This window comes from Actinomadura sp. 7K507, assembly GCF_004348425.1.
Taxonomy (GTDB): Bacteria; Actinomycetota; Actinomycetes; order Streptosporangiales; family Streptosporangiaceae; genus Spirillospora.
The window spans coordinates 1-22,596 of record NZ_SMKK01000015.1 but is presented as its reverse complement, the minus strand read 5'-3'; the positions used below and the strand labels follow the sequence as shown (position 1 = coordinate 22,596).

The 22,596-nt window shown below is 72.9% G+C and carries 17 protein-coding genes and 1 rRNA gene; 17 read left to right on the top strand and 1 reads right to left on the bottom strand.

Annotated elements, in window-relative coordinates; all coding sequences use genetic code 11:
* The first annotated feature begins 104 nt into the window (after window positions 1-104).
* Both pheS and pheT read left to right on the top strand, forming a co-directional pair.
* Window positions 105-1,214 (top strand): phenylalanine--tRNA ligase subunit alpha, encoded by a 1,110-nt coding sequence (gene pheS / locus E1285_RS05665; protein ID WP_132148776.1) that lies wholly within the window; start codon window positions 105-107, stop codon window positions 1,212-1,214.
* Complete coding sequence (gene pheT / locus E1285_RS05660; RefSeq protein WP_132148774.1) at window positions 1,214-3,691, top strand: phenylalanine--tRNA ligase subunit beta; 2,478 nt, start codon at window positions 1,214-1,216, stop codon at window positions 3,689-3,691. Before pheS ends, pheT begins: the two co-directional genes overlap by 1 nt.
* A gap of 52 nt (window positions 3,692-3,743) precedes the next feature.
* Here pheT and E1285_RS48090 read toward each other — a convergent pair whose 3' ends face one another.
* The gene (locus tag E1285_RS48090; RefSeq protein ID WP_132148772.1) at window positions 3,744-6,482 is read right to left on the bottom strand and encodes an AAA family ATPase; all 2,739 of its coding nucleotides are present in this window, start codon (window positions 6,480-6,482) and stop codon (window positions 3,744-3,746) included.
* A gap of 293 nt (window positions 6,483-6,775) precedes the next feature.
* On the opposite strand from E1285_RS48090, the gene E1285_RS05650 reads away from it, so the two are divergent.
* From E1285_RS05650 to E1285_RS05580, 15 genes are all read left to right on the top strand, one after another.
* Window positions 6,776-8,392, top strand: a complete 1,617-nt coding sequence (locus E1285_RS05650) for an ABC-F family ATP-binding cassette domain-containing protein (protein WP_132148770.1) — start codon at window positions 6,776-6,778, stop codon at window positions 8,390-8,392.
* 59 nt (window positions 8,393-8,451) lie between these two features.
* Complete coding sequence (locus tag E1285_RS05645) at window positions 8,452-9,195, top strand: hypothetical protein (RefSeq protein ID WP_132148767.1); 744 nt, start codon at window positions 8,452-8,454, stop codon at window positions 9,193-9,195.
* Window positions 9,196-9,676: 481 nt separating this feature from the next.
* Complete coding sequence (locus E1285_RS48085; protein ID WP_165966473.1) at window positions 9,677-10,591, top strand: lytic transglycosylase domain-containing protein; 915 nt, start codon at window positions 9,677-9,679, stop codon at window positions 10,589-10,591.
* 130 nt (window positions 10,592-10,721) lie between these two features.
* On the top strand, window positions 10,722-11,750 hold the full coding sequence (gene argC, locus E1285_RS05635; RefSeq protein WP_132148763.1) for an N-acetyl-gamma-glutamyl-phosphate reductase: 1,029 nt from the start codon (window positions 10,722-10,724) through the stop codon (window positions 11,748-11,750).
* Window positions 11,747-12,904 (top strand): bifunctional glutamate N-acetyltransferase/amino-acid acetyltransferase ArgJ, encoded by a 1,158-nt coding sequence (argJ, locus tag E1285_RS05630; protein ID WP_132148761.1) that lies wholly within the window; start codon window positions 11,747-11,749, stop codon window positions 12,902-12,904. Before argC ends, argJ begins: the two co-directional genes overlap by 4 nt.
* A 23-nt stretch (window positions 12,905-12,927) precedes the next feature.
* Complete coding sequence (gene argB, locus E1285_RS05625) at window positions 12,928-13,830, top strand: acetylglutamate kinase (RefSeq protein ID WP_132148849.1); 903 nt, start codon at window positions 12,928-12,930, stop codon at window positions 13,828-13,830.
* Complete coding sequence (locus tag E1285_RS05620) at window positions 13,827-15,026, top strand: acetylornithine transaminase (protein WP_132148759.1); 1,200 nt, start codon at window positions 13,827-13,829, stop codon at window positions 15,024-15,026. Before argB ends, E1285_RS05620 begins: the two co-directional genes overlap by 4 nt.
* 26 nt (window positions 15,027-15,052) lie before the next feature.
* A complete protein-coding gene (gene argF / locus E1285_RS05615; RefSeq protein WP_132148847.1) occupies window positions 15,053-15,970 on the top strand; it encodes an ornithine carbamoyltransferase in 918 nt (305 codons plus the stop codon).
* Between the two features lie 8 nt (window positions 15,971-15,978).
* Entirely contained in the window at window positions 15,979-16,482 is a 504-nt protein-coding gene (locus E1285_RS05610) for an arginine repressor (RefSeq protein WP_132148845.1), read from the top strand.
* Between the two features lie 75 nt (window positions 16,483-16,557).
* Entirely contained in the window at window positions 16,558-17,754 is a 1,197-nt protein-coding gene (locus E1285_RS05605) for an argininosuccinate synthase (RefSeq protein WP_132148757.1), read from the top strand.
* A 150-nt stretch (window positions 17,755-17,904) separates the two neighbouring features.
* On the top strand, window positions 17,905-19,323 hold the full coding sequence (argH, locus tag E1285_RS05600; protein WP_132148755.1) for an argininosuccinate lyase: 1,419 nt from the start codon (window positions 17,905-17,907) through the stop codon (window positions 19,321-19,323).
* 69 nt (window positions 19,324-19,392) lie between these two features.
* Window positions 19,393-20,028, top strand: a complete 636-nt coding sequence (locus tag E1285_RS05595) for a DNA-3-methyladenine glycosylase (RefSeq protein WP_132148753.1) — start codon at window positions 19,393-19,395, stop codon at window positions 20,026-20,028.
* Window positions 20,021-20,488 (top strand): hypothetical protein, encoded by a 468-nt coding sequence (locus E1285_RS05590; protein ID WP_132148751.1) that lies wholly within the window; start codon window positions 20,021-20,023, stop codon window positions 20,486-20,488. Before E1285_RS05595 ends, E1285_RS05590 begins: the two co-directional genes overlap by 8 nt.
* A gap of 75 nt (window positions 20,489-20,563) precedes the next feature.
* A complete protein-coding gene (gene tyrS, locus E1285_RS05585) occupies window positions 20,564-21,841 on the top strand; it encodes a tyrosine--tRNA ligase (protein WP_132148749.1) in 1,278 nt (425 codons plus the stop codon).
* Between the two features lie 630 nt (window positions 21,842-22,471).
* Window positions 22,472-22,596 (top strand): 16S ribosomal RNA (locus tag E1285_RS05580); the annotation flags it as partial.

The following is a 22,596-nucleotide window of genomic DNA, read 5'->3' as shown; positions in this document are numbered from 1 at the left end:
GGACCCCGACAGGGCCAGCGCGTCCAGCGCACGCTTTCCGGATCCTCATCGCCCGCGCACTAGACTGCGGGCGTCCCACGCCGACCGGAGTCGATCACACCACCATGTCTGCACCCAACAAGTCCTATGACCCCGTCGAGGTGTCCGCGCTGCAGCCCGAAGAGGTGGACCGCGCCCGCGACGAGGCGCTCGCGGCCATCGCCGGGGCCGCCGACCTCGACGCACTGAAGCAGGTCCGCCTGGCGCACGCCGGGGACCGTTCCCCGCTGGCCCTCGCCAACCGCGAGATCGGCGCGCTGCCGCCCGCCGGCCGCGCCGACGCCGGCAAGCGCATCGGCGCCGCCCGAGGCGCGGTGTCCAAGGCGCTGAAGGAGCGCCAGGCGGAGCTGGAGGAGGAACGCGACCAGCGCGTCCTCGTCGAGGAGACCGTCGATGTCACGCTGCCGTGGGACCGCGCCCCGCGCGGCGCCCGGCACCCGCTGACCACCATGCAGGAGCGGATGGCCGACGTCTTCGTCTCGCTGGGCTTCGAGGTCGCCGAGGGGCCCGAGGTCGAGGCGGAGTGGTTCAACTTCGACGCGCTCAACTTCAAGCCCGACCACCCCGCCCGCACGATGCAGGACACCTTCTTCGTCGGGTCCGAGGACACCGGCCTGGTGATGCGCACGCACACCTCGCCGGTGCAGATCAGGGCGCTGCTGTCGCGCGAGCTGCCGGTGTACGTGGTGATGCCGGGACGGACGTTCCGCACCGACGAGCTGGACGCCACGCACAGCCCGGTCTTCCACCAGCTGGAGGGCCTCGCGGTCGACGAGGGGCTGACCATGGCCGACCTGCGCGGAGGCATCGACGCCTACGCGACCGGCATGTTCGGCGAGGGCCTGAAGACGCGGTTCCGGCCGTCGTACTTCCCGTTCACCGAGCCGTCGGCCGAGGTCGACATGCAGTGCTTCGTGTGCCGGGGCGCGTCCGCGGAGCCGGGCGCGGACCCGTGCCGTCCCTGCAGCTCGGAGGGCTGGATCGAGCTGGGCGGCTGCGGCATGGTGAACCCGCGCGTGCTGGTGGCCTGCGGCATCGACCCGGACCGCTACAGCGGCTGGGCGTTCGGGCTGGGCGTCGAGCGGACGCTGATGTTCCGGCACGGCGTGGAGGACATGTACGACATGGTGGAGGGCGACGTCCGGTTCACCCTCCCGTTCGGGATGGAGATCTGATGCGGGCCCCGCTTTCCTGGCTGCGCGAGTACGTCGAACTCCCGGCCGGCGTGGACGGCAGGGCGCTGGCCGCCGAGCTGATCGCGGCGGGCCTGGAGGTCGAGACCGTCGACCGGGCCGGCGCCGACCTCACCGGCCCGCTCGTCGTCGGCGAGGTCCTGGCCATCGAGGAGCTGACCGGCTTCAAGAAGCCGATCCGCTACTGCCAGGTCGACGTCGGCCAGGCCAACGGCACCGGCGAGCCGCAGAACGTCGTGTGCGGCGCGACCAACTTCGCGGCCGGCGACCGCGTGGCCGTCGTCCTGCCGGGCGGCGTGCTGCCCGGCGGCTTCGAGGTCGGCGCCCGCAAGACCTACGGCAAGGTGTCCGAGGGCATGATCTGCTCGGTCAGCGAGCTGGGCATCGGCGACGACCACAGCGGCATCCTCGTCCTGCCGCCGGACACGCCCGTCGGCGCGGACGCGATCGAGCTGCTCGGCCTGCGCGACGACGTCCTGGACATCGCCGTCAGCCCCGACCGCGGCTACGCGCTGTCGATCCGCGGCATCGCCCGCGAGGCCGCGACCGCCTACGGCGTCCCCTTCGAGGACCCGGCCGGTGTGGAGCTCCCGGCTGACGACCGTGAGTCGTATCCGGCGAGCATCGCGGATCCCACCGCCTGCGACCGGTTCGTCCTGCGCGAGGTGCGCGGCCTCGACCCGGACGCCGCGACCCCGATGTGGATGCGGGTCCGCCTGCACCGCGCCGGGATGCGCCCGGTGTCGCTGGCCGTCGACATCACCAACTACCTGATGCTCGAACTCGGGCAGCCGCTGCACGCCTTCGACCGGGGCAGGCTCACCGGCCCGATCGTCGTGCGGCGCGCCGCCCCGGGCGAGAAGCTGGAGACGCTCGACCACGTCAGCCGCACCCTCGACCCCGAGGACATCCTCATCACCGACGCGTCGGGCCCGATCTCGATGGCGGGCACGATGGGCGGCCTGGCCACCGAGATCGGCGACCGGTCGTCCGACATGGTCATCGAGGCCGCGCACTTCGACGACATCGGCACCGCCCGGATGAGCCGCCGGCACAGGCTGCACAGCGAGGCGTCCTACCGGTTCGAGCGCGGTGTCGACCGCGAGCTGCCGCTGTACGCCTCCTACCGCGCGGCGCGGCTGCTGGCAGAGCTGGGCGGCGCGGAGGTCGTGCCCGGCGTCACCCACGCCGAGGCGCCGGTCGAGCCGGTCACCGTCACGATGCCCGCGGGCCACCCCGACAAGGTCGCGGGCGTCACCTACGGGCGGGACGCGGTCGTCCGCCGCCTGGAGCAGGTCGGCTGCACCGTCGAGGGGGACGGGACGCTGACGGTCACGCCGCCGTCCTGGCGCCCCGACCTCACCGACCCCAACGACCTCGCCGAGGAGGTCATCCGGCTGGAGGGGTACGAGGACATCCCGGCGAAGGCGCCGCGTCCGATCGCCGGGAAGGGGCTGACCGTCCAGCAGCGGCTGCGCCGCAGGGTCGGCCGCGCGCTCGCGGGCGCCGGTTACGTCGAGGCGCTGACCTTCCCGTTCGTCGCCGAGAAGGACCTGGACGGCCTCCAGCTCCCCGCCGGCGACGCCCGCCGCCGGACGCTGCGGCTCGCGAACCCGATGTCGGAGCAGGAGCCGCTGCTGCGCACCACCCTCCTGGCGGGCCTGCTCAAGGCGCTGGCGCTCAACGTGGGACGCGGCTTCGGCGACACCGCACTGTACGAGCTGGGCGTGGTGTTCCGGCCGGACCCGGACGCGCCCGGCCACGCACCGCGCCTGGCGGTCGACCGCGGCCCGACGGCCGGCGAGCTGGCCCGCCTGGAGGCCGCGCTGCCCGACCAGCCGCACCGGGTGGCCGTCGTCCTGTCGGGCGACCGCGAGCCGTCCGGCTGGTGGGGCACGGGCCGCCCGGCGCTGTGGGCGGACGCGATCGAGGCCGCCCGCACGGTCGCCCGCGAGGTCGGCGTGGAGCTGACGGCGAAGGCCGACCAGCACGCGCCCTGGCACCCCGGCCGCTGCGCCGCGCTCTACGCGGGCGACACGCTCGTCGGGCACGCGGGCGAGCTGCACCCGCGCGTCACCAAGGCGTACGGGCTGCCCGCGCGGTCCTGCGCGATGGAACTGGAGCTGCGCCGCCTCGGCGACCCCGTGACCGTCCGCGCGCCGCACGTGTCGAGGTACCCGGTCGCCACCCAGGACGTCGCGCTGACCGTCGACTCCTCGGTACCGGCGGCCGAGGTGGAGTCGGCGCTGCGCGCCGGCGCCGGCGACCTGCTGGAGGCGATCCGGCTGTTCGACGTCTACACCGGCGAGCAGGCGGGCGAGGGCCGCAAGTCCCTGGCCTACTCGCTGCGCTTCCGCGCCCCGGACCGCACCCTCACCGCCGAGGAGGCCTCCGAGGCCCGCGCCGCCGCGGTCACGGCCGCGTCCGACCGCACCGGCGCCACCCTCCGCGGCGCCTGACCGGCGCCGAAGCCGTGAAGCCGTCCTGAGCCACGGGGCCGCGGCCTGGCCGCTACGCCAGGCCGCGGTCGCGGGCGGCGGCGACGGCCTCTCCGCGGGAGGCCGCGCCGAGCTTGGCGAGGATGTGCGAGACGTGGACGCTGGCGGTCTTCGGGGAGATGAACAGCTCCCCGGCGATCTCCCGGTTGGACCGGCCGCGCGCCAGCAGCCGCAGCACCTCCGACTCGCGTGCGGTGAGCGGCCCGCCTTGCGGCCCGGTCAGGCCCGCGCGGCGGGCGCGCTCGGAGATCCGGCGGGCCAGCGGGGCGGCGCCGAGGCGGGCGGCGATCCCGGCGGCGCGGTCGAGGCGTCCGGCGGCGGCGGACCGGTTCCCGGCCGCCAGGTCGGCGCGGGCGGCGTCGAACAGCGCCCGCGCGAGCGGGTACGGCCGATCGAGGTCCTCCCACGCGCCGATCACGAGGTCCCACGCGGCGGGGCCGCCGGCCAGCGCGGTCACGGACGCCTTGAACGCCGCGGCCACCGGGTTCGCGGCGGGCGCCCCGGCGGCGAGTCCGGCGATCTCGGGGAGGCGCGGGCCGCCGGCGCGCGCGGCGGCCTCCAGCAGCGGCCACAGATGGCACGGCTGGACGGTCAGCCGCGGGTGGCGCAGGACGGCGTCCACCGTGGCGCGGGCCGCCGGTAGGTCGTCCCCCGCCAGCCGCCACTCGATGATCGCCTGGGCGAGCGGCAGCGCGGTCTGCGGCAACCCGGTGCCGAGCGGGACGGCGAGGGCCTCCGGGTCGGGCGGCGGGCCGTCGCCCCGGGCGGCCAGCAGGGCGATCCGCCAGATCATCAGCTGGACGCGGAAGGCCGGTCCGTGGTGGTGGTCCAGCCGCCATTGGAGGGCGCCCGCGGCCTCGTCCCAGCGGCCGAGCCCGTACAGCGCCTCGATCCGGTTGACGGCGGGCGCCAGCCCCACGCTGTGCACCAGCCCGGCGTGTTCGGCGATGGCGAGCGCCTCGTCCGCCGCCGCCAGGGCGCCGGCCAGGCCGCCGGTGTTCAGGCGGCAGTGCGCCAGCGTGTTGAGCACCCGGACGCGTTCGCGCACGCCGAGGTCGCGCAGGGGGAGCCGTTCCAGCGGGGCCATGTCGCCGTCGCCGTCCCGAGCGGCCGCGACGGCGACGGTGGCCTCCAGCGCGGAGCCCGCCGCGTCCAGGCCGAGGGCGGCGGCCAGCTCCAGACCTTCCCGGCCCAGCCTTTCTCCCTCCTCCATCTCTCCGTAGACGAGCAGCCTGGAGCCGAGCCGCGCGAGGACCTCGACGCGGACCGGGGACGGTCCGGCGGCGAGCCGTTCGGCCTCCCGCAGGTCGTCCAGTTCGTCCTCGCCGCCCTGATAGGCGCGCAGCTGCGCCCGGAGGGCCAGCAGCCGTGCGGTCCTGCCCGGGTCGCGGCCGCGGTCCGTCTCGTCCAGCGCCCGCTGGACGAGCGGAAGCCCGTGCCCCGGATCGCCGACCGCGCCGGCGGCCTCCGCCGCGGCCTCCAGGACCTCGTGGCGGGTGCGGCCGGTCAGCGACGCCGCGTCCGGAACCCGCTCCCAGAGACCGAGTACGCGTCGCATCAGCGCCAGCTGCTCGGCGTAGGCGGTGGCGGCCTGCCGCTCTCCGGCGGCCTGCCACGCGGCCGCCAGGGCCTGGGCGTGGTCGCCGCATCCCTGCCAGTGGACGGCCAGGGCGCTGGCCGGTGTGTCGCTGAGTCCGGGGGAGCGTTGGATGGTCTCGGCGTAGCGCCGGTGGAGGGCGGAGCGCTCGCCGGGGAGCAGGTCCTCGTGGACGGCCTCGCGGATGAGCGCGTGCCGGAACGCGTACCCGTCGCCGTCCGCGGCCAGCAGGCCGTGGTCGACGGCCGGGCGCAGCGCCTCGCTCAGCTCGGGGCCCGGCAGCCCGGTCACCGCCGCCAGCAGGGCGTGCCCGGCCCGGCCGCCGGCGCCGCTCACCGCCCGGACCGCCGTGCGGGCGGCGCCGGGGAGCCGGTGGACGCGGTCGAGCAGCAGGTCGCGCATCGATCCGGGCACCGCCTCGCCGGGGTGCGCGACGAGCGCCTCGACGAACAGCGGGTTGCCGCCGCCGCGCGCGTGCGCGTCCTGCACCACGGACGGGTCGGCGGCCCCGAGGATGCCGCGGATCTGGTCGGCGACCTCGGTCCGGGAGAGGGGCGGCAGGTCCAGCCGGGTCACGTGGGGGAGGCGGGCCAGGCCGGCGAACAGCGGCCGGGTGCCCGGCTCTTCGGGACGGAACGTGACGACGAGCAGCACCCCGGCGCGTGGGGGGTTGCGGAACAGGAAGGACAGCAGATCGCGGGTGGAGAGGTCGGCCCAGTGCGCGTCCTCCACCACCAGGGTGAGCGGTTCCGCGGCCCCGAGCCGCTCGAACAGGGCCAGCAGGTGCTCGAACAGCCGCAGCTGGCCGGTGCCGTCGTCGGCGGGCGGCGCGGCGGCGGTCAGGCCGGGCATGAGCCGGGCCAGCTCCGGGAGGGCGCCGGCGGGCATCAGCGAGGTGACGGCGTCCCGGCCGATGCGCCGCACGATGGCGCTGAACGGCGCGTAGGGCAGGCTCGCGGCGCCGAGATCGAGGCAGGCGCCGGTCAGTGCGCGCAGGTCCCGCGTGGACTCGGTGACGAGCCGCGTCTTGCCGCCGCCCGCCTCACCGGCGACGAGCACGGCCGCCGCCCCGCCCGCGTGCACCCGCGCGTGGGCGGCGCGTAACGCGGCCAGTTCGGCGTCACGCCCGGCGAACACGGGGCTGACGGTCTCCATGCGAACGAGGATGCCGGGCGGCTGGCGGAGAATCCACCGGAGAATCTGTTAACGCTACTTGTGTTGCGATAAGTCATGGGGTAGTCTCGACGCCGTCACATCGTCGCCCGGCAGGGGAGTCCATTGAGGATCTGAGGTCCGACACCGCGCAGTGGCCGTTCACCGGCCCGCGCACGTGACCTCAGTGTGGGCTCTCGTCCCGCCGGGCTTTCTCATGCCCGCCGGCGCGTCGCGCGTTCCCGCGGTGTCTCCATGTGTCCCGCACCTGCTCGTCAACCATGGAGGCCACCCTTATGTCTTCCGCCATCTTGTGCGCGGACCTCTCGTTCGCCTGGGAGGACGGCACCGTCGTCCTGGACGGCCTGGACGCCGCGTTCGGCGCCGGACGGACCGGGCTCATCGGGGCCAACGGATCCGGCAAGTCGACCCTGCTGAGGATCATCGCCGGGGAGCTGCGTCCCGGGTCGGGGACCGTCGGCGTCGACGGCGAGGTCGGCTACCTGCCGCAGAACCTCGTCCTCGACGGCGCGGCCACGGTCTCGGACCTGCTCGGCATCGGCGAGACCCGAGCGGCCCTGCACGCCATCGAGCGCGGCGAGGCCACCGAGGAGAACTTCACCGCGCTGGGCGACGGCTGGGACGTCGAGGAGCGGGCCCGCGCCGAGCTTGACCGGCTCGGCCTCGGCCACGTCGGCCTGGACAGGTCGATCCCGACGCTGTCGGGCGGCGAGGCCGTGATGGTCGGGCTCGCGGCGCAGTTCCTCTCGCGTCCCGGCGTCCTGCTGCTGGACGAGCCGACCAACAACCTCGACCTGGACGCACGGCATCGCCTGTACGACGCGGTCGAGTCCTGGACGGGCGTGCTCGTCGTCGTCAGCCACGACCGGGAACTGCTCGACCGGGTGGACCAGATCGCCGATCTGCGCGACGGCGCCATCCGGTCGTTCGGCGGCACCCTGTCCGCCTACGAGGAACTGCTCGCCGTGGAGAAGGAGGCGGCGGAGCGGACGGTCCGTGCCGCCGGGACCGACCTGCGGCGCCAGAAACGCGAACTGGAGGAGGCGCACGTCAAACTGGCCCGGCGCAAGCGCTACGGCAACAAGATGTACGAGAACAAGCGCGAGCCGAAGGTCGTGATGGGGGAGCGCAAACGGCAGGCGCAGGTGTCGGCCGGCAAGCACCGCATCATGCACGAGGAGCGGCTCGCCGGCGCCCGCACCAGGCTCACCGAAGCGGAGGAGGCGGTCCGCGAGGACGCCGGGATCCGGATCGAGCTGCCCGCGACCCGGGTGCCGGCCGGGCGGACCGTCGCGACCGTGACCGGGCTCTCCGCACCTGAACCGGAGCCCGGCACGCTCACCGAGCTGATCGTCCGGGGACCGGAGCGGATCGCGCTGACCGGCCCGAACGGCTCGGGCAAGACCACCCTCCTGCGGGCGCTCACCGGCGACCGCGTCCCGGACGGGGTGTCGGTCAAGATCGGAGTGGACGGTGTGCGGTACCTGCCGCAGCGGCTCGACGTCCTCGACGAGGACCTCAGCGTCCTGGACAACGTGCGGACGCACGCGCCTTCGGTGCCGCCGTCGAGGATCAGGGCCGGGCTGGCGCGCTTCCTGTTCCGCGGCGCGCGGGCCGAGCGACCGGCCGGGACCCTGTCGGGCGGCGAGCGTTTCCGCGCCGTGCTGGCGTCCCTGCTGCTCGCCGAGCCCGCCCCGCGGCTGCTGATGCTGGACGAGCCGACGAACAACCTCGACATGGCCAGCGCCGCGCAGCTCTCGCAGGCGCTCGCCGCCTACGAGGGCGCCCTGATCGTCGTCAGCCACGACGAGTCGTTCCTGCGCACGCTCGGCCTCACCCGCCGGCTGCGCATGGACCGGACGGCGGGCCTGACCGAGACCGGGCCGCAGTAGCGAAAATGCGGTGATGTCATGATCAGTCGCCTGTTACCGTCATCCTCACATCGAGGGGAGTGAACGGGGGGCCGACCAAGCTCAACCAGATCATCGCGGTCGAGAAGGGCGTCAAGGGCAAGTCCTTCCAGGACCTGACCGCCGCGCACCATTCGGTCCAGAAGGCGCCGCTGCTGTCGGGCATCTCGCGGACCTACCAGCCGAAGGACGAGGAGGGCGAGCAGCTGCCGGCCGAGTCCACCCGGGTCCAGGTCAAGGTGGACGACGTCCTGCGCGACGTGACGGGCTCGCTGACGCGGCTGTTCGACGTCACCGCCACCAAGGACTGGGCGAACTGCACCGCCCGCGCGGACGTGACGGTGGACGGCACGACGCTACTGCGCGAAGTGCCGGTCTCCTACCTGCTCTTCCTGGAGAAGCAGCTCAAGGACCTGCACACCTTCGTCAAGAAGCTGCCGGTGCTCGACGCCGCCGAGACGTGGACCTTCGACGCGTCCACCGACGTGTGGCGGACCGAGGCGGTCCGCACCGTGAAGACCAAGAAGGTCCCGCGCAACCACGTCAAGGCGGAGGCGACCGAGAAGCACCCCGCCCAGGTCGAGGTGTACTACGAGGACATCCCCGTCGGCACGTGGACGACGGTGAAGTTCTCCGGGGCGCTTCCGGCCAGGCGGGTCAACGAGCTGCTCGGCCGCGTGGAGAAACTGCAGGACGCGGTGAAGTTCGCCCGCGAGGAGGCCAACGGGCTCGAGGTCACCGACCAGCGTGTCGGTGAGGCGGTCTTCGGCTACCTCTTCGGGTGATCCCGCCGCACGGGACGGTTCCGACAACTCAATAGGATCCCCCCCGCCGTGGCGCGGGGGGTGCGCGAGGAGCGCAAGCTGAAGCTGAAGCCGAAGCTGACAAGGGTGAGTGTCACATGCGGGTTCGAGTCCCGCCCCCGGCATCCGCGCCGGGGTGGCCCAACGGTAGAGGCGGCCACCCGATCAACCTCAGATTCTCGCTCCAGACTCAGCATTCACCGCCGATCGCCGGATCGCGCGGACGTGGACGCCACCGTCGAGATGCCGGTTCGAGTCCGGCTCGCCGCGCTCGTGCGGCGATCGCATAACGGTAACGCGCGACGGTCTCATACTGATCCGCGTCCATCCATGTGCCGGCGTGCCAATTGGGCGGTAACCACAGGGGCCCGGGGGGCGGCAAAACCCCCGGGCCCCGCTCCTCGCCGGCCACCGCGGTTGACCGCGGTCCCCCGGGATGGGCATCGTCGCCTGCGTGAATCGGATGTCGAAACGGCGATACTTCGCCCTGACCGCCGCAGCGGTCCTGCTGGTGGCCGGATGTGGCGGCGGTGGAGACGATGAGAGCGGTGGGACGCCGCCGTCACCCGCGGCGACGACCCCGGCGCCGTCACCGCCGGCGGCGCCCTTGCCGGAGCCCAACGGCAAGCTGGCGAAGGACCCGGAGGGGCTGGCCGCGGACCTGGAGCGGACGCACCGGGCGCTCGGCCCCGCGGTGGACGCGTGGGTGCGCAGCGACCCGGGCCGGACCGGGCCGCCCGACGCCGTCGTCCACCTGGCCCTGCGGCAGCAGCGGCTCTACCGGGTGCTCGCCGGTGACTCCGGCCTCGAACGGCGCACGATCGCGCGGCTTTCGGGAGCGGTCGCCGGCCAGACGCGCGACAACGTGACGGCGGTCGCCAAGCTGCGGGAACTCGCCAAGCCGGAGGACGACCTCGGCAAGTTCCGCACCCGGGAGCCTCCGCGGGCGGGCGTGCTGCTGAAGCACTTCAAGGACGCCGGGAAGCGGTTCGGCATCGACTGGCGGGTGCTGGCCGCGATCATGCTGGTGGAGACGAAGTACGGCCGGGTGAAGTCGCCGAGCTGGGCCGGGGCGCAGGGGCCCATGCAGTTCCTGCCCGCGACCTGGCGCCAGTTCGGGATGGGCGGCGACATCCACGATCCCCGCGACGCGGTGATGGGCGCCGCCAACTACCTGGAGTCCTCCGGAGCGCCGGACGACTACCGGCGCGCCCTGCACGCCTACAACCCGACCCCGCTCTACGTCGAGGCGGTGCAGCGGCACGCGCGCCGGATGAGGAAGGACCCGCGCGCCTTCTACGCCTACTACAACTGGCAGGTCTTCGTGGTGACCACCCGCGGCGACGTCCGCATCACCGGCCCCGGCGCCCGCCGCTGAGCCCGCACCGCGGGCCGCGGCGGGGCGGGGAGGCGGGATGCCCGCCGTCTCGGCAGGCGAGACGCGTTTTGAATATACATCCATCATCATGCATACTCTTGCCTGTTGCTTTCGAAGGGCAGAGTGGGACATGGGAATCCGGACGGCGGTCGCCGGCGCCAGCGGTTACGCGGGCGGCGAGCTGCTGCGCATCCTCGCGGGACATCCAGAATTCGAGATCGGCGCGCTGACGGCGGGCTCCAACGCGGGCACCGAACTGGGCGCGCACCAGCCCCACCTGCGATCCCTGGCCGGGCGCGTCCTGGCCGAGACCACCCCCGGCGAGCTCGCCGGACACGACGCCGTGTTCCTGGCGCTGCCGCACGGGCGGTCCGCGGAGATCGCCGCGCAGCTCGGCGAGGACGTGCTGGTCATCGACTGCGGCGCCGACCACCGGCTCACCGATCCGGACCAGTGGGAGAGCTTCTACGGGACGCCGCACGCGGGCACCTGGCCCTACGGCCTCCCCGAACTGCCCGGGCAGCGGGACGCGCTGCGCTCCGCCAGGCGCATCGCCGTCCCCGGCTGCTACCCGACGGCGGTCTCCCTCGCGCTGTTCCCGGCGTTCGCCGCCGGGCTCGCCGAACCCGACGTCGTCGTGGTCGCCGCGTCCGGCACCTCGGGCGCCGGACGGGCCCTCAAGCCGCACCTGCTGGGCAGCGAGGTCATGGGCTCGGTCTCCGCCTACTCTCCCGCCGGCACGCATAGGCATACACCCGAGATGATCCAGAACTTGAGCGCGGTCGCGGGGGAGCCCGTCACGGTGTCGTTCACCCCGACGCTCGCGCCGATGAGCCGCGGCATCCTCGCCACCTGCACGGCCAAGGCCCGCCCCGGCGTGACCGCCGCGACGCTCCGCGCCGCCTACGACACGGCGTACGCGGGCGAGCCGTTCGCCGGGCTGCTCCCCGAGGGCCGGTGGCCGGCCACGTCCATGACCCTCGGCGCGAACACCGTGCTCGTCCAGGTCGCCCTCGACGAGGCCGCGGGACGCCTCGTCGTGGTCGCCGCCGTCGACAACCTCACCAAGGGCACCGCCGGCGGCGCGGTGCAGAGCGCCAACATCGCCCTCGGCCTTCCCGAGGAACTCGGGCTCACCACGATCGGAGTGTCCCCTTGAGCGTCACCGCCCCCCGGGGCTTCCGCGCCGCCGGCGTCGTCGCCGGACTCAAGGACAGCGGGAACCGCGACCTGGCCCTCGTCGTCAACGACGGACCGTCCCGCGCCGCGGCCGGCGTCTTCACCCGCAACCGCGTGAAGGCCGCGCCGGTGCTGTGGTCGGAGCAGGTCCTCAAAGGCGGACGCGTCCACGCCGTCGTGCTGAACGCGGGCGGCGCCAACGCCTGCACCGGAGCCCCCGGCTTCCAGGACACCCACGCCACCGCCGAGAAGGCCGCCGGCCTGCTGGAGGACTCGGCCGGCGAGGTCGCGGTCTGCTCCACCGGCCTGATCGGTGAGCGGCTCCCGATGGACCTGCTGCTGCCCGGCGTGGACAAGGCCGCCGCCGAGCTGTCGCGCGGGGACGGCGGCCTCGCCGCCGCCGACGCGATCCGCACCACCGACACCGTCGCCAAGATCTCCTTCCGGCAGGGCGCCGGCGGCTACATGATCGGCGCGATGGCGAAGGGCGCGGGCATGCTCGCGCCGTCCCTGGCCACCATGCTCTGCGTCATCACCACCGACGCCGACCTGCCCGCGGAGACGCTCGACCGGGCGCTCCGGGCGGCCACCGCCGTCACCCTCGACCGGCTCGACTCCGACGGCTGCCTGTCCACCAACGACACCGTCCTGCTGCTGGCCTCCGGCGCCGCCGCGACCACTCCGGACGAGGAGGAGTTCACGGCGCTGCTCACCGACGTGTGCGCCGACCTCACCCGGCAGCTCCTCGTGGACGCCGAGGGCGCGTCCAAGGCCATCGCGATCGAGGTCGTCGGCGCCGCGAGCGACGACGACGCGGTCACCGTCGGACGCTCCATCGCCCGCAACAACCTGCTCAAGTGCGCCATCCACGGCGAGGACCCCAACTGGGGCCGGGTCCTGTCGGCGGTCGGCACCACCGACGCGGTGTTCGAGCCGGACCACCTCAACGTCGCGATCAACGGCGTGTGGGTGTGCCGCAACGGCGCGCCCGGCGACGACCGCGACAAGGTCGACCTGCGCCCCCGCGACGTGACGATCACCGTCGACCTGTCGGCGGGCCCGCACAGCGCGACCGTCTGGACGACCGACCTCACGGCCGACTACGTCCACGAGAACTCGGCGTACTCGACATGAGCGCGGTCACGACGGGCGCGGACATGCGCAAGAGCAGGGCCGGTGTCCTGTCCAAGGCGGAGACGCTGATCAAGGCGCTGCCGTGGCTGGAGCGGTTCCACGGCAAGACGGTCGTGATCAAGTACGGCGGGCACGCGATGACCGACGAGGCTCTGCGGCACTCGTTCGCCGAGGACATCGTGTTCCTGCGCTACGCCGGACTGAAGCCGGTGATCGTGCACGGCGGCGGCCCGCAGATCAACGCGGCGCTCGCCCGCAACGGCATCGACTCGACGTTCACCGCCGGGCTGCGGGTGACCACGCCGGAGGCCATGGAGGTCGTCCGCATGGTGCTGACCGGCCAGGTGCAGCGCGACGTCGTCGGGCTGATCAACCGGCACGGGCCGTTCGCGCTCGGCATGTCCGGCGAGGACGCGAACCTGCTCACCGCCGAGCGCAAGCGGGCGATGGTGGACGGCGAGGCCGTCGACATCGGCCAGGTCGGCGAGATCGTCGAGGTGCAGGCGAGCGCCGTCCGGGCGCTGCTGGACGACGGCCGGATCCCGGTGATCTCCAGCATCGCGCGCGGCGACGACGGCGAGGTCTACAACGTCAACGCCGACACGGCCGCCGCGGCGCTGGCCGTCACGCTGGACGCGGCGAAGCTGGTCGTGCTGACCGACGTCGAGGGACTGTACGCCGACTGGCCCGACAGCGACGACGTGATCGACAGCCTCACCACCGACGAGCTGGCCGTCCTTTTGCCGGACCTGTCGGCGGGCATGGTCCCGAAGATGGAGGCGTGCCTGACCGCGGTGCGCGGCGGCGTACCCCGCGCCCACGTGCTGGACGGGCGCGTCCCGCACGCGCTGCTGCTGGAGATCTTCACCGACGAAGGGATCGGAACGATGGTGCTGCCCGGCGTTCCCGGGGCGGAGCGGGCATGAGCGACCTCAGGAAGCGGTTCGAGGCCGCGTTCATGCCGAACTACGGCGTCCCGCCGGTCGCGCTGGCGCGCGGCGAGGGCTGCCGGGTGTGGGACACCGACGGGCGCGAGTACCTCGACCTGATCGCGGGAATCGCGGTCAGCTCGCTCGGGCACGCCCACCCCGCCCTGGTCGAGGCGGTGTCGTCGCAGGTCGCGACGCTGGCGCACTCGTCCAACCTGTTCCTTCACGAGCCGGAGGTACTGCTCGCCGAGCGGCTGCTGGAACTGCTCGGCGGCGACGGCAAGGTGTTCCTGGCCAACAGCGGCACCGAGGCCAACGAGTGCGCGCTGAAGCTCGCCATCAAGTACGGCAAGGCGAACGGCCGGTCGTACGTCGTCGCGGCGGAGAACGGGTTCCACGGCCGGACCCTGGGGGCGCTGTCCCTGACCGGGAAGGCTTCGATCCGGGAGCCGTTCGGCCCCTTCGGAATGGACGTCCGGTTCGTCCCCTACGGTGACGCCGGCGCGATGAAGGCCGCGGTGGACGGGGACTGCGCGGCGGTATTCCTGGAGCCCGCGCAGGGCGAGGCCGGGGTCGTCCCGCCGCCGGACGGGTACTTCGCCACGGTCCGCGACATCTGCGACGCCACCGGCGCCCTGTTCGTCGCCGACGAGATCCAGTCCGCGATCGGGCGGACCGGCACCTGGTTCGCCTTCGAACACGAGAACGCGAAGCCGGACGTGATCACGCTCGCCAAGGGCCTGGGCGGAGGGCTGCCGATCGGGGCGTGCGTTGCGTTCGGCCCGCACGGCGGACTGTTCGCGAAGGGCGACCACGGCAGCACGTTCGGCGGGAACCCGGTCGCCGCCGCCGCCGCTCTCGCCGTCCTCACCACGATCGAGCAGGACGGCCTGCTCGACGCCGCCGCCTCGGTGGGGGAGGCCCTGGCCGCCGGGCTCGACGCCATCGACCATCCGCTGCTCGCGGGCGTGCGGGGCCGCGGGCTCTGGCGCGCCGCCGTCCTCACCGGGCCGCACGCGCCCGCGGTGGAGGCCGCCGCCCGCGACGCGGGCTTCCTGATCAACGCGCTCCAGCCGGACGCGCTGCGGATCGCCCCGCCGCTCACCCTCACCGCCGAGCAGGCGCGGTCGTTCACCGCCGCGTTCCCCTCGATCCTCGACGCCGCCGCCACAGGGAAGGAGAGCCGACCATGACAGAGCCGACCATGACGGACCCGACCATGACCAGGCACTTCCTCCGCGACGACGACCTCACCCCCGCCGAGCAGGCCGAGGTCCTCGACTTGGCGGCCCAGGTGAAGCGGGACCGGTTCGGGCATCGTCCGCTGGAGGGCCCGCGGTCCGTCGCGGTCCTGTTCGACAAGCCGTCCACCCGGACCCGGATCTCGTTCACCGTCGGCATCGCCGAACTGGGCGGCAACCCCCTCGTGATGGACGCGGGCACCAGCCAGCTCGGCCGCGGCGAATCCATCGCCGACACCGCACGCGTCCTGGAACGCCAGGTCAGCGCCATCGTGTGGCGGACCACCGGGCAGGAGCGCATCGACGAGATGGCCGCCGGAACCACGGTGCCCGTCGTCAACGCACTCACCGACGAGTTCCACCCCTGCCAGATCCTCGCCGACCTGCAGACCGTCCGGGAGGCGAAGGGCGGTCTCGCGGGCGCCACCCTCGCCTACTTCGGCGACGGCGCCAACAACATGGCCCACTCCTACCTGCTCGGCGGAGCCACCGCAGGGATGCACGTCCGGGTCGGCGCCCCCACGTCCCTGCCCCCGGACCCGGCCGTCGTCGGCCGCGCCACCGAGATCGCCGCCTCGACCGGCGGATCCGTGACCGTGACCGACGACGCGGGCAAGGCCGCCGCCGGCGCCGACGTCCTCGCCACCGACACGTGGGTGTCGATGGGCCAGGACGGCAAGGACACCTCCCTGTACGAGCCGTACGCCGTCACCGAGGAACTGCTCGGCCTCGCCGACCGGGACGCGATCGTCCTGCACTGCCTCCCCGCCTACCGGGGCAAGGAGATCGCCGCGTCCGTCCTCGACGGGCCGCAGAGCCGCGTGTGGGACGAGGCTGAGAACCGGCTGCACGCCCAGAAGGCGCTGCTCGCCTGGCTTCTGGAGCGCTCCCGGTGACGACCCCCATGACCAAGGCCGCCCGGCACGCCCGGGTGATCGAGCTGCTGACCCGGCACCCCGTCCACTCGCAGGGGGAGCTCGCCAAGCTCCTGGCGGACGAGGGCGTCGACGTCACCCAGGCCACGCTGTCGCGCGACCTGGTCGAGATCGGCGCTGTACGGCTCCGCGCCGAGGACGGCAGCCTGATCTACGCCGTCCCCGGAGAGGGCGGCGAGCGGATCCGGCGGGCCCGAACCGGCACCGCCGAGACCTTCACCGGACGGCTCTCCCGGCTCGCCGCGGAGCTGCTCGTCTCGGCCGAGGCGTCGGCCAACCTGGTCATGGTGCGGACCCCGCCGGGGGCCGCGCAGTACCTGGCCTCGGCGATCGACCACGCCGAATGGCCGACCATCCTCGGCACCGTCGCGGGCGACGACTCCATCCTCGTCATCGCCCGCGACCCGCACGGCGGGGACGACGTCGCGCAGGCGCTCCTGCGGCTGACCAACGGACGCGAACGACGAAGCTAGGGCCGCCCGGCCCGGTCCCAGCCAGCACACACCGAAACTTCACGCCACACACACTTCGCACAGGAGACAACGACCATGAGCGAGCGCGTCGTACTCGCATACTCCGGAGGTCTGGACACCTCCGTCGCCATCCCGTACCTCGCCGAGCAGACCGGCGGGGAGGTCATCGCGGTGGCCTTGGACGTCGGCCAGGGCGGCGAGGACCTCGACACCATCCGCAAGCGGGCCCTCGCCTGCGGTGCGGCCGAGGCCGTCGTCGTGGACGCCAAGGAGGAGTTCGCCGCGGACTTCTGCGTCCCCGCCATGCAGGCCAACGCCCTCTACATGGACCGCTACCCGCTGGTGTCGGCGCTGTCCCGGCCGCTGATCGTCAAGCACCTGGTGTCGGCCGCCCGCGAGTTCGGCGGCACCACCGTCTCGCACGGCTGCACCGGCAAGGGCAACGACCAGGTCCGCTTCGAGGCCGGCCTGTCCGCCCTCAACCCCGACCTGAAGGTCATCGCTCCCGCCCGCGACTTCGCCTGGACGCGGGACAAGGCGATCGCGTTCGCCGAGGACAAGGGCCTGCCGATCGACGTGTCCGCCAAGTCCCCGTACTCCATCGACCAGAACCTGTGGGGCCGGGCCGTCGAGACCGGGTTCCTGGAGGACATCTGGAACGGGCCCGTCGAGGACGTCTACGACTACACCGCCGACCCCGCCGAGCCGCGCGAGGCCGACGAGGTCGTCATCACGTTCGCCTCCGGCGTGCCCGTCGCGCTCGACGGCCGCCCGCTCACCCCGTACCAGATCATCGCCGAGCTGAACCGGCGCGCCGGCGCCCACGGCGTCGGGCGCATCGACATGGTCGAGGACCGGCTCGTGGGCATCAAGAGCCGGGAGGTCTACGAGGCGCCCGCCGCGATCGCGCTCATCACCGCGCACATGGAGCTGGAGAACGTCACGGTCGAACGCGACCTCGCCCGCTTCAAGCGGTCCGTCGACCAGCGGTGGGGGGAACTCGCCTACGACGGCCTGTGGTTCTCGCCCTTGAAGGACTCCCTCGACGCGTTCATCGCCGACGCGCAGAAGCACGTGTCCGGCGACGTCCGGCTGACCCTGCACGGCGGCCGCGCCGTCGTCACCGGCCGGCGCAGCGACGCGTCCCTGTACAGCTACGACCTGGCCACCTACGACACGGGTGACACCTTCGACCAGAGCCTCGCCAAGGGCTTCGTCGAGCTGTGGAGCCTGCCCAGCAAGATCGCCGCCAAGCGGGACCGCGACGCCTGACGGGCCTCGCCACCACGGGAGGAGGCGGTTTCGCCGTACCCTGTGGCGGACGCCGTGTCACCACCTGGGGACGCCGTGCACGCGGCGTCCCCGCGCGGTGACGGCGTGGGGAAGGAGACGACGTTCAACGGTGGGAAGAAGAGGATTTTCGTGACGAAGGCACCGACGCGGCTGTGGGGCGGCCGGTTCGAAGGCGGCCCGTCGGACGCGCTCGCGCGGCTCTCGGTGAGCGTCCAGTTCGACTGGCGGCTCGCCCCCTACGACCTGATGGGCTCGCGGGCGCACGCCCGCGTCCTCAACCGGGCGGGGCTGCTCACCGATGACGAGCTGGACCGCATGATCGGCGCCCTGGACGACCTCGAGGAGGCCTGCCGGTCCGGGGAGTTCCGGCCCGCCGTCGCCGACGAGGACGTCCACACCGCCCTGGAACGCGGCCTGCTGGAGCGGCTCGGCGCCCTCGGCGGCAAGCTGCGCGCCGGCCGCAGCCGCAACGACCAGGTCGCCACCGACCTGCGCCTCTACCTGCGCGACCACGCCCGCCAGATCGTCTCCCGGCTGGTCGAGCTGGAGACCGCGCTGATCGCGCAGGCCGAGCACAACCTCGGCGTCGCCGCGCCCGGCATGACCCACCTCCAGCACGCCCAGCCCGTGCTGTTCTCCCATCAGCTCCTCGCGCACGTCCAGCCGCTCACCCGCGACATCGAGCGCCTCCGCGACTGGGACAAGCGCGCCGCGATCTCCCCGCTCGGCTCCGGCGCCCTCGCCGGCTCGTCCCTGCCGCTGGACCCGCAGGCCACCGCCGCCGAACTCGGCTTCGACGCCGCCGCGCCCAACTCCATGGACGCCGTCGCCGACCGCGACTTCGTCGCCGAGTTCCTCTTCGCCGCCGCGCTGATCGGCGTCCACCTGTCGCGCCTCGGCGAGGAGATCTGCCTCTGGGCGTCGCAGGAGTTCCGCTGGATCGAGATGGACGACACCTACGCCACCGGGTCGTCGATCATGCCGCAGAAGAAGAACCCCGACGTCGCCGAGCTGGCGCGCGGCAAGGCCGGCCGCCTCATCGGCCACCTCGTCGGGCTCCTCACCACTCTCAAGGGCCTGCCGCTCACCTACAACCGCGATCTGCAGGAGGACAAGGAGGGCGCGTTCGACGCCGTCGAGACGCTGCTGCTCGTCCTGCCCGCCATGTCCGGCCTGATCGCGACGATGCGCGTCAACACCGAGCGCCTGGAGGCCCTCGCGCCGGACGGTTTCGCCCTCGCCACCGACCTCGCCGAGCTGCTGGTCCGCCGCGGCGTGGCGTTCCGCGACGCCCACGAGGTCGTCGGCCACCTCGTCGTCTGGTGCCAGGTCCACGACAAGGACTTCGGCGACCTGACCGACGAGGAACTCGGCAAGGTGTCCCCGCACCTGACCCCGGACGTGCGCGAAGTCCTCAACGTGCAGGGCGCCCTGGCGTCCCGGAAGGCGTACGGAGGCACCGCCCCCGACCGCGTCCGCGAGCAGATCGGCGCGCTGCGCACCCTGGTCGACGAGCACGCCGCCTGGGCCACCGGCTCCGACGCCTGACGGCCGGGCGTCCCGGGTGGTCCACGAACCGGTCGAGAGCTGCCCATGGTGCAGCCCTAGGGTGAGGCGATGAGCGGAGAGCTGCTGCCACGGGACTTCTTCGACCGCGCCGTCGATGAGGTGGCGCCCGCACTGCTCGGGCAGGTGCTCAGGCACGCCACCCCCGAGGGCGAGGTCGCGGTCAGGCTTACCGAGGTCGAGGCGTACGCGGGGCCGCACGACCCCGCCTCCCACGCCTTCCGGGGACGGACGGCGCGCAACGCCGTGATGTTCGGGCCGCCCGGCCACGCCTACGTCTACTTCACCTACGGCATGCACTTCTGCATGAACCTCGTGTGCGGGCCGGACGGGACTTCCATGGCGGTCCTGCTCCGCGGCGGCGAGATCGTCGCGGGGGAGGAGACGGCACGGGCGCGGCGCCCGCGTTCCACCGTCCGGGACCTGGCCCGTGGGCCCGCCCGGCTGTGCCGGGCACTCGGTGTCGCCCGCGAGCAGAACGGCCTGGACGCCTGCTCTCCCGGCGGCCCGCTGACCGTCCACGCCGGCGAGCCCGCCGACCGGGACCGCATCAGGACGGGGCCGCGCACGGGCGTGAACGGAGCCAAGGAGGTGCCGTGGCGCTTCTGGATCGACGGCGACCCCACCGTCTCCCCGTACCGCCCCCACGTCCCGAGGCAGCGCAAGAAGGTCACCGCCGTTGACTGAGCCCGCCCCACCGGAAGCAGCCGGTGAGAGCGGGCCGCCCGTCCCGTCCCCACCGCGCCCGCGGAAACGGCGACGCAAGGCCGTGCTGTGCACCACGGGCTACTTCGCGCTCCTGGTCCTCCTGGCCGCCGGGATCATCGACGGTTCCCTGCACCGGATCGACGAGATCGGCAAGGTGGAGCGGCAACCGGCCACGGTGAAGTACGAGGACGGCGGCGTCCACTACGCCGGCGTGGTCCACAAGCGCAGCCGCCTCTTCGGGCGGCACCGGGCTTACGAGTTGTACACGGGCCGGGACCCGGGCCTCGGGTACGGGTACTTCGTGCGTCTCGGTTTCGGGGATCCGGAGGCGCGGCCCGTCATCCGGACCGCGCACTGGGACCGGCGGGGCGTCCGGGTGATCTTCACCTCGGGGCACGAGGTCTTCGTCCCCGCGCACCACTACCTCGGCGGGCGTTGAATATCGTTGGCGTGACGCCCGCCCGCGGGGCAGGCTGGTGGGCGAACGGAAAGCAAGCCGGAGACGAGGGAGACCGTGACCGACATCCTGGACGATCTCGCGTGGCGCGGCCTGATCGCGCAGTCCACCGACCTGGACGAACTGCGGGCGCTGCTCGCCGCGGGACCGGTCACGCTCTATTGCGGGTTCGACCCGACGGCGCCCTCGCTGCACCTCGGGAATCTGATCCAGATCCTCATGCTGCGGCGCTTCCAGAGGGCAGGGCACCGGCCCCTCGGCCTCGTCGGCGGCGCCACCGGCCTGATCGGGGACCCGAGCGGCAAGAGCGCCGAACGCGTCCTGAACTCCGAGGAGACCGTCGCCGGCTGGGTCGAGCGGATCCGCGGCCAGGTGTCGAGGTTCCTCGACTTCGACGAGGGACCGACGGGCGCGACGATGGTCAGCAACCTCGACTGGACCGGCCCCATGACCGCCATCGAGTTCCTGCGCGACATCGGCAAGCACTTCCCGGTCAACCGGATGCTCGCCCGCGAGACGGTCAAGGCCCGTCTCGACAGCACCGGCATGAGCTACACCGAGTTCAGCTACGTCCTGCTCCAGTCGATGGACTTCCTGGAGCTGTACCGGCGGTACGGGTGCCGGCTGCAGACGGGCGGCAGCGACCAGTGGGGCAACCTCACGGCGGGGGTCGACCTGGTCCGCCGCGTCGAGGGCGGGAGCGCGCACGCCCTGACCACGCCGCTGCTCACCAAAGCGGACGGATCCAAGTTCGGCAAGACCGCGGGCGGCGAGACCTACTGGCTCGACGCCGAGCTGACCTCGCCGTACGCGTTCTACCAGTTCTGGATCAACGCCGACGACCGGGACGTGGAGAACTTCCTCAAGGTCTTCAGCTTCCGCTCCCGCGAGGAGATCGAGGACCTGGTCAAGCAGGGCGCCGACCGGCCCTCCGCCCGAGCTCCGCAGCGGGCGCTCGCCGAGGAGATGACCACGCTCGTGCACGGCGCGGATGAGACCGGCCGGGTCGTGGCCGCCTCCCGCGCCCTGTTCGGGCAGGGCGCGCTGGAAGAACTGGACGAACGGACGTTGCGGGCCGCGCTGGCCGAGGTGCCCCGCACGGAGCTCCCCTCGGGGGACCTGCCGACCGTGGTGGATCTCCTGGTGGCGTCCGGCCTGTGCAAGAGCAAGTCCGAGGCGCGCCGGGCGGTCGCCCAGGGCGGCGCCTACCTCAACAACGCCAAGGTCGAGTCGGAGGACGCCGCACCGGCCGCCACCGACCTCCTCCACGGCCGCTTCCTCGTCCTGCGACGCGGCAAGCGCAACGTGGGCGGCGTCGAGGTGACCGCGTCCTGAACGGTTGCGTGACCGTCCGCCCGGGGTGATCCGGGTGGACGGTCACCATGACGTGGGCAAGCTTCGGCAAATACACGTCACAGTGCGGTTACGAGGATGCGTTCCGGGGCACGATTCCAGCCTTGAAAACATCGGCTGACCTGGGCTTTCGTGCCCGGTAGCGTCGATTTGACGCACCTGACGGCCGGATCTACTGTTCTACATGCCCCACGGGGGAGCGGGACGCCGAAAGGCGGCCGGCCCCGGGGGGATCCCTCTGCGAACCGCCGGGTAGAGACCTGTCTCACCCGAAAGGGACGCAGGGGGCCGAACCACCTCCAAGTTGGACAAACGGGGCGGATCGGTTAGGATAGAGAGGTTGCCCCGGAGCCGGGGCCTGCGGGAGCGGGGTTCGGCGCGGTGGGTGTCCGTTTCTTGAGAACTCAACAGCGTGTTAAAAGCCAGTGCCTTTATCGGCTCGGCCAGTGTTTTCTGGTCGGGTCGCCCCGTGGCCGCCCCTTGATTGTTTGTTCGGGGGTGGTGGGGATTTCTTTGAGGCAAGGACCCCCTTTGTTTGGGGGGTTTGTTGCTGGGATTGTTTTCCGAGGTTTGGCCGGTTCGGGGTTCGCCCCTCGGGCTGGTCGTTTGGCCTTAATGGAGAGTTTGATCCTGGCTCAGGACGAACGCTGGCGGCGTGCTTAACACATGCAAGTCGAGCGGAAAGGCCCCTTCGGGGGTACTCGAGCGGCGAACGGGTGAGTAACACGTGAGCAACC